Origin of the sequence: Geomonas sp. (genome assembly GCF_035254065.1) — a bacterium.
Taxonomy (GTDB): domain Bacteria; phylum Desulfobacterota; class Desulfuromonadia; order Geobacterales; family Geobacteraceae; genus Geomonas.
Window position 1 is genome coordinate 1 of record NZ_DATFBA010000221.1, and the last position, 7,127, is coordinate 7,127.

Annotated in this window: 7 protein-coding genes and 1 riboswitch; of the genes, 2 read left to right on the top strand and 5 right to left on the bottom strand. The window is 64.5% G+C overall.

Annotated elements, in window-relative coordinates; all coding sequences use genetic code 11:
* Positions 1 to 238: 238 nt before the first annotated feature.
* The gene (locus VJ604_RS10340) at positions 239 to 1,450 is read left to right on the top strand and encodes a glycosyltransferase family 9 protein (RefSeq protein ID WP_324082240.1); all 1,212 of its coding nucleotides are present in this window, start codon (positions 239 to 241) and stop codon (positions 1,448 to 1,450) included.
* A 264-nt stretch (positions 1,451 to 1,714) separates the two neighbouring features.
* Entirely contained in the window at positions 1,715 to 2,113 is a 399-nt protein-coding gene (locus VJ604_RS10345; protein ID WP_324082242.1) for a BON domain-containing protein, read from the top strand.
* 63 nt (positions 2,114 to 2,176) lie between these two features.
* On the opposite strand, the gene VJ604_RS10350 is transcribed toward VJ604_RS10345, so the two are convergent.
* The 5 genes from VJ604_RS10350 to VJ604_RS10370 all read right to left on the bottom strand — a co-directional run bounded on the left by VJ604_RS10350 (position 2,177) and on the right by VJ604_RS10370 (position 6,812).
* Positions 2,177 to 3,124, bottom strand: coding sequence for an IclR family transcriptional regulator (locus tag VJ604_RS10350; RefSeq protein WP_324082243.1), 948 nt, complete (start codon positions 3,122 to 3,124; stop codon positions 2,177 to 2,179).
* Between the two features lie 32 nt (positions 3,125 to 3,156).
* Positions 3,157 to 3,975 carry a HesA/MoeB/ThiF family protein gene (locus VJ604_RS10355; protein WP_324082246.1) on the bottom strand — a complete coding sequence of 273 codons (819 nt, stop codon included), beginning with the start codon at positions 3,973 to 3,975 and terminating at the stop codon, positions 3,157 to 3,159.
* Positions 3,976 to 4,200 carry a MoaD/ThiS family protein gene (locus VJ604_RS10360; protein ID WP_324082248.1) on the bottom strand — a complete coding sequence of 75 codons (225 nt, stop codon included), beginning with the start codon at positions 4,198 to 4,200 and terminating at the stop codon, positions 3,976 to 3,978.
* An 11-nt stretch (positions 4,201 to 4,211) separates the two neighbouring features.
* Positions 4,212 to 4,853, bottom strand: a complete 642-nt coding sequence (locus VJ604_RS10365) for a hypothetical protein (RefSeq protein ID WP_324082250.1) — start codon at positions 4,851 to 4,853, stop codon at positions 4,212 to 4,214.
* Positions 4,854 to 5,069: 216 nt separating this feature from the next.
* Positions 5,070 to 6,812, bottom strand: coding sequence for an aldehyde ferredoxin oxidoreductase C-terminal domain-containing protein (locus VJ604_RS10370; RefSeq protein WP_324082252.1), 1,743 nt, complete (start codon positions 6,810 to 6,812; stop codon positions 5,070 to 5,072).
* Between the two features lie 38 nt (positions 6,813 to 6,850).
* Positions 6,851 to 6,966: riboswitch (molybdenum cofactor riboswitch) on the bottom strand.
* Positions 6,967 to 7,127 lie beyond the last annotated feature (161 nt).

Consider the following 7,127-nt stretch of genomic DNA (forward strand, 5'->3'; position numbering starts at 1 on the left):
GCCGGGAATACGCCAACGTGGCCTCCTGGAAAGGTTCAGCTGTCGCTGCCTCTCTCCTTCCCTGATTTCGCTTGTCTGGGCGCCGGTTGTGGGCTAGGATTGCGCTTTGTTGGTATTTTTAAATCTTTGACCGCTAATTGACTTTATTGTTCGAGCACCAGCTGGATGATAGGAGCTCGTTTAGCTGCAGGCGAGAGGGCTTTCGCCGGACAGGCAGCATGAAGCGCAGGAGCTGATCGTGCATCAGACGGTAGATAAGAGCTTTGACAAGCGGTATTCACGGCTGCAAAAAGGGTTGAAGGCGCTGGAGCGCGCATCGAAGGGATGCCTGCTGGCCCTGCTTACCCGGATGGCCGCGCGCCGGGGGGCTTCGCAGCCGGAGTGGTCGGCCCCCACGCTGCGGGTACTGTTCCTCAGGCACGACCGCATCGGCGACATGATCCTCACCACCGGGGTCATCCACGCCATCGCACGATCTCACCCCAACATCGAACTCGATGTGCTGGCATCTCCGGCCAACGCCGCCGTCCTGGAGAAGGACCCCCTGGTGCACCAGGTAGTCCGCGTGGACGTGCGCTGTCCCGCCCAGTACTGGGGGTTGCTGAAGCACCTGCGTAGGACCCGCTATGACATCGTGGTCGATTGCATGGTCTTCAGCCAGTCGCTCACCACCATGCTGCTGATGCTCGCCACCGGAGCCTCGCACCGGGTCGGAGTAGTGAAGCACGGCAAGCCCAATGTCTACAGCATGTTTGCCCCGCTGGGGGGAGCAAACGCCCACCACGTCGAGCACCTGGCCCAACTGGCGGTCCCCTTCGGGGTGGCGCCCCAGGATGCGCAGCAACTGGATATCGTGCTGACCGAACAGGAACGGAGTGAGGCGGTCGCCCGCTGGGACGCGGGAGACCGCCAGCGGGTGCTGATCAACATCAGCGTGGGGAAGCCGTTCCGGCAGTGGGCCGACGCCAACTTCGTGGAGGTCGCGCGGCACCTGAAGGCGCGGCTGCCGGATGCGCAGGTGCTCGTCCTGCACGGGCCGGCCGAGCGGCAGCGTGCCCAGAGGGTGGCGGAGGCCGCCGGAGTGGCCAGGGCCGACACCCCCGGCGTCCGCCAGGCGCTGGCCATGGTGGCCACCGCCGACTTCGTGTTCACCCCCGACACCAGCATTCTGCACGCCGCCAGCGCCTTTCGCATACCGACCGTCACCCTGTTGACCCGCGACCACCTGGTGCGTTGGGGCCTCTACAAAACGGCCGGGGAGATGGTGGCCTCACGGGGAAACACCTTGGACATCGTGCCATTGGAAAAGGCGCTGGAAGCCATCGACCGGATGGTGCCTGTCCTGTCGTCCAGCCGCCGTCATCTCCCCTCTCCCGGCATCCCCTCTCCCGGCGAGGAAGTACCCTATCTGGAGCCGGAACAATCGCCGGCACTCGCTGCCAGCTGTTAGCTTTCTGCTGCCGTTTCCACCCCGAAAGGCTCGTCGTGGTACACGGCGAGCCTTTTTACGTGCCCGGTCGGCCTCCGGGAGGCGGGGGCGGAGCGGTCCCGCTGGCGGAGCTGCCGACGGGCGCGCTGGCAAGGTCACCGCAGGCGCCTTCGTGCGGGAGAAAGAGCAGTGATGACTAAAGAAAAGACGCTGTGAGATAATGGGCAGGTAGGTACAGCAGACAGGTAGTCCGACTCAAACAATCAAGGGAGGCGAGTGACAACTATGGTGCAGAGATTCCTGATCGCAGCAGCATTGTCGGCAGCCGTCGCCTTAAACATGGGACAGGCCTATGCCGATCAAGAAAATACCGGAACCAAGGCCGACAACACCAAGACCAACAAGGAGATGCGGAATAAGCAGGAAGTAAGCGCCGACCAGCAGGGCAATAGCGAGGCCGACCGCAAGATGACCCAGGAGATTCGCCGGGCGATAGTAAAGGACAAGTCGCTTTCGAGCTACGGGCACAACGTGAAGGTCATCACCAAGGACGGCAAAGTGACCCTGAAAGGACCGGTCAGATCAGCCAAGGAAAAACAGGAGATCGGCAGATTGGCAGCCAAGGCGGCAGGCAAGGCCAAGATCACCAACGACCTGGAGGTCGCCGAAAACAGCAATAAATAGGCAAGGGAGTCGGCCAAGCAACCCTTCAGCACTCCACCCCGGAGTCTGGAGGGTTTTTTGTTGTCAGGCCGCCCGGTTCGAGGTGCGGGGCTTTCTCTTCTGGTGGGGGATACGGGTCCTGGTGGAGGGGGCCACACCGGGGCTTGCCACGGCGTCGTCTGCTTCCGGCTCCGCCTCCTGGAACCCCAGGTGGGACGATATCTCGCGGGCCCCCTGCAGCACCAGGGGGGCCAGCTCCGTGTGGAGCCGCTCCACCGTCATCCGGCAGGACGGCGCGGTGATTGCCACTGCACCAACCACCACGCCGGCGTAATCACGGATGGCGGCGGCGATGCCGACCACCTCTGGGTCCCCCTCCCGGTCGTCGATGGCGTATCCCTTCTGGGCGATCTGCCGCAGCTCGCCTGCGAGGTCCTGGACCGAGCAGATGGTATTGCCGGTATAGCTTACCAATTCCACCCCCTCCAGCAGCCGCTCCAGCTCCTCGATGGGCTCACAGGCGAGCAGGGCCTTTCCCGCCGCGGTGCAGTAGGCGGGAAGGTGCACCCCTACCCTGGAAACCACGCGTACCGGCTGCTCGCAATGGATGGCGTCCAGCTCGATGACGAAGGACTTGCTGAGCACGGCTGCCGCGGTGGTCTCGCCGCAGATCGCGAAGATCGAGGAGAGCACGGGGTGGGAGACGCGGTAAAGGTCGATCTGCCGCAGCATGGTCTGGGCCAGCTCCAGTGTCTTGTAACCGAGCCGATAGCCGCCGGTGGAGGGGTTCTGCTCCAGGTAGTTGCGGTCCTTCAGGGTGGCGACCAGCGGACGGAGGTGGTTCTCGTGCAGGGAGAGCCTCTTGCTCAACTGGGTCAGGCTCAGTTCGTCGATCTCGCCATGGAACTGCTCCAGCAGGTCGAGGGCCTGGATCACCTTGTTGATGATGTAAACCGTCTTCTCCCTCTTCCCCGCCGGATGAGCGACGGCGGCAGCCGGGGGATGGTAGGGAAGATTTTCGAACGAAATCATAAAACCTTGCTCCGCGTCGGGGGTGGCCGGCCTCAAAGGCAGACGGCCTCGAATTCCATGTGCAGCAGGTTGAAAACCAGCATGCGGCCACTGATGGTCTCCCCCTGGCCGACAATGACCTTGCAGGCCTCCGCCACCTGCAGGCTGGCCACCGCCGCCGGCGTGAAGGAGGGATTGCCCAGCGTGGTCTCCACCCCCTTGGCCTCGCTCCCCTGCCCCATGAAATGGGGAGAGATGTCCTCGCCGCGACGCTGGGTCGCCACCTGGCCGTACCAACCGGCTATCGCCCCGTGCACGAGCGGGATTCCCAGCTCCCGGCAGGCATGGGCCAGCTGGCAGCGGGCGGTAAGGTTGTCGAGGGCGTCGATCACCACGGTGGCCTCTTCCACCAGTTCCACCGCGTTGTCGGAAGACAAGGCTTTCTGCAGGGGGACCAGGGTGACGGCGGGATTGATCTCGGAGACCCGGCGGGACGCCGCCGCAACCTTGGGGAGACCGAGATTGGCCATGGTGGAGAGGACCTGCCGGTTCAGGTTGTGCTCCTCGAAGACGTCCGGGTCAACCGCGATGATGCGCCCCACCCCAAGCCTCGCCAGCCCTTCGATGATGTAACCGCCCAGCCCGCCGCAGCCGATCACCACCACCGTGCTCTGCAACAGCGCCTGTTGCCCCTCGGTGGAAATGGTGCGGCGGTTTCTCTGGTAGCGCGCCGGCCACAGCCCCTGAGAGAGCATGGCGGCCTCGACCTCGGCGAAGGTGAGATCGAAATGGACGGCGGCCTGCAGCTGGGCTGCCCCGCTGATCAGTCCGTCGCTGGCGACTTCCCGCAGATAGCTGCCCAGTTCGCCCATTTAACCACCTCCCAGAAGGGGGAAGATCGCCAGCACGTCGCCGTCGTTCAGCTCACGGTCCAACTTCACGTGCCTGCTGTTGATCAGCATGATGCCGATCTCCGCCACCGGGATCTGCTGTTCGGCCACCACGTCCGCCACCGTGGTGCCGGCGGGGTAGTCGCGGGTTGCGATCGGGGTGCGGTCGGTGCGAAAGCTGGCAAAAAGTTTCACGGTCACCTGCATGTTCTTCTCCTCTAACGGCAACCGCCTCTGCAGCGCCCGGCCTCATCCCGGAAGGTCACCGTCAACAGCACCTTCCCTCCGGCCATCCGCTCACGCGGATAGGAAGAGGCGATCCAGAGCGCGGAGAGCTTGGCAAGCAGCCGCTCAAGCTCCTTGTGTTCCAACAGGATGCCGCGGGTCAGGATAAGCGGGCCCAACTCGGGCAGGAGCAGGTTGAAAAGCTTGAGGGTTATGGTCCCGGTGGCGGGCCGCGTGTCGCCCCCCTGCTGCGCGTAGGTGATCCCCTCCCGCAACGCGGCGTAGAAGCCGGAGCGCCGCATGACGGCGCCGACCAGTCCCGGCATGGCGGCGGAAAGGGTGACCCGGGCCCCCTGACCGATCACCACGTCCAGGTCATCGAGGGGACTGTTGTTGAGGAAGATGGTGGTGATCCTGCCGGTCACGTAATCGCCGGGGATGCCGAGCTGGTCCGTCAAAAGCTCCCGCAGCGTGCGCCCGACGGTGACCCGCAGGGTCACCCCTCCCTGGAGCAGCGAGTAGAAGGCGACCAGCTGATCATCGCCGCACTTGAGCGCCACCGTTTCGTAGCCACTTACGGTTGGTTCCTCATTCGACGTGATGGGCACCTCGTGCTCCATAATCTCGAACCCCATCCTCACCCTGTCCCTCCCCCCGCCTTCGTCCAGGACTCAAGCGGGCAAGCTTTGAAGGGGAAGGGACGCTTCGGGAGCGTCTTACCCAAAGCGAAGTCTCAGATCCACTGCGGACAGGTTACCAACGCCCTCCCCAATGGAAGGGCTGGGGTGAGGATGGGGGTAAGGCGCCGCCCTACCCCCATCCCCTTGCTCCCACCTAAACCGCGGAGGGGATTACTCCACGAAGTTGAACACCTCGTCCAGCTCCTCGTCCTTCATCATGAAGGTCTGGTTGTGCGGCGCGATCGGCTCGGTGTAGAAGAAGCGCGGCAGACGATCGTGCTGCTTGGTGAAGCCTGCGCGGGTGTTGAAGTCGCGCTCCACGGAGAGCACCTTCTTGCCCAGGGCAACCACGTCGTCGCCGGTCATCTCGATGCCGTGGAAGCCCCCCAGCATGTCGAGCAGGGCCTGGAAGGTCTCCGGCTGGTCCATGATCGCGAAGGCGATGAAGAGGCACATGCCGGTGGAGTCGATAGCCGCGGTGGCGATCTGCAGGTTGCGGGAGAGCTCCACCTGCCCTTCAGTACCGAGCGGATCGACGTCGCCGCCCACCTTCAGGATGTTGGTGGCGATGGCGTAGCCGGCGGTGTGGTCGGCGCCCTGGGTGGTGGTGGCGTAGGTGACGCCGATACCCTGGATTGCGCGCGGGTCGTAGGCGGGGAGCGCCTGGTCTTTTACCACCGGCACCCTTTCCAGACCGAACACCTTGCCGGTGATGGCAGCGCCCGAGCCGAGCACGCGCCCAAGCGGTGTCCCCTTGCCTACCTCTTCCATCAGCTTGATGGCCCCTTCGTCGTCGCCGAAGGCGCACAGGCCGGCATCCATGGCGACGCCGATGGTGACCCCCATCTCGATGGTGTCCACCCCGATGTTGTCATCCATGTAGTCGAGCTTGGCGACGGTGTCGAGGTTGGAGATGCCGCAGTGGCCGCCGTGCGACCAGACGGTCTCGTACTCGGGCTGCTTGGTGACGTAGTTGCCGTCCTTGTCGTTGTAGATGCCGGAGCACTGGATCACGCAGCCGCGGTGGCAGCCGTGGGTGGCGGACCCGCCGCGGGCCGTTTCCAGCGCCGCCTGGGTCTCGCCGGAGAGATCCTGGGAGTTCTCGAACTGGCCGGTCTTGAAGTTCCTGGTCGGGTAGCCGCCGGCCTCGTTGAGGACGTTGGTGAGCACGTTGGTGCCGTAAGCGGGAAGGCCTTCGCCGGTGACCGGGTGCTTGCGGAGCCCTTCCACGAACTTGCGGTTGGCGTCGCGGAACTTCTCGGGATCGACCGGCGGACGCATCTTCATGCCGGCGTCGTCCAGGATGATCGCCTTGATCCCTTTGGCGCCCATCACGGCGCCCACGCCGCCGCGGCCGCAGTGACGGGTCGGGCGCAGCTCGGGGTCGGTGCAGGCGATGGAGGCGGCCAAAAGCTTGCGCTCGCCGGCGGTGCCGATGGTCATGTAGGCGACCTTGTCGCCGTGCTCCTTGCGGAGCTTGTCCACCAGCGGGTAGTTGTCGAGCAGCCTCATGCTGTTGTCGACGATCACCTGGATGCCGTCCTTGTTGATGACGATCTTGTAGAGGTCATCAGTGGTGGGCTTCCCCTCCAGGATCACCGCGGCGTAGCCGAGACGGGCCATGACCTGGGCGGCCTGGCCACCGGCGTTGGACTCCTTGATGGTGCCGGTGAGCGGGCTCTTGCAGCCGACCGAAAGCCTGCCGGTCATGGAACCCGTGGTACCGCTCAAAAGGCCGGGGGCGATGACCAGCTTGTTCTCTGCGCCCAGCGGGTGCGCCAGCGGGTGCACCTCTTTGGCCACCACGATGGAGGTCATGGCGCGGCCTCCCAGCCCGGCGTACTCGCCGACCGGTCCAACGGTTACCTTCGGGCCGCCAGCGGCCCCCATGTCGATGCGTGCGATTTTGTCCATCTTTGTGCTCCTCCCCTTTCTTGAAGTTATGCGGCAGCATTGCCGCGTAGGTTCTCCTTTCCAAAGGGAGGCGCCGCCGTTTCCCGCGGAACCCAATGGCCGCTCGCCATGGGGCTTGGCCCGGTAGGCGATTACGGCTCGGAGAAAGATGCATCAATTCAGTTTTCAGGTCCGACGCCCCTCCTCCCGAAGGGGGGAGGTTGGGTGGCGGGAGCAGTGCCGGCATCGCCGCCGTCAGCTCCCCATCCCCCAGGGTGCTCGTTTCCTTTGCCGGGAAGCAGTGTCAACAGTTCCGGCGGCGGTTCCCCCTCCCCT

Coding starts and splice junctions, on each gene's coding strand:
- VJ604_RS10365 (WP_324082250.1), bottom strand. CDS start 4,853: ATGGGGTTCGAGATTATGGAGCACGAGGTGCCCATCACGTCGAATGAG.
- VJ604_RS10355 (WP_324082246.1), bottom strand. CDS start 3,975: ATGGGCGAACTGGGCAGCTATCTGCGGGAAGTCGCCAGCGACGGACTG.
- VJ604_RS10370 (WP_324082252.1), bottom strand. CDS start 6,812: ATGGACAAAATCGCACGCATCGACATGGGGGCCGCTGGCGGCCCGAAG.
- VJ604_RS10345 (WP_324082242.1), top strand. CDS start 1,715: ATGGTGCAGAGATTCCTGATCGCAGCAGCATTGTCGGCAGCCGTCGCC.
- VJ604_RS10350 (WP_324082243.1), bottom strand. CDS start 3,124: ATGATTTCGTTCGAAAATCTTCCCTACCATCCCCCGGCTGCCGCCGTC.
- VJ604_RS10360 (WP_324082248.1), bottom strand. CDS start 4,200: ATGCAGGTGACCGTGAAACTTTTTGCCAGCTTTCGCACCGACCGCACC.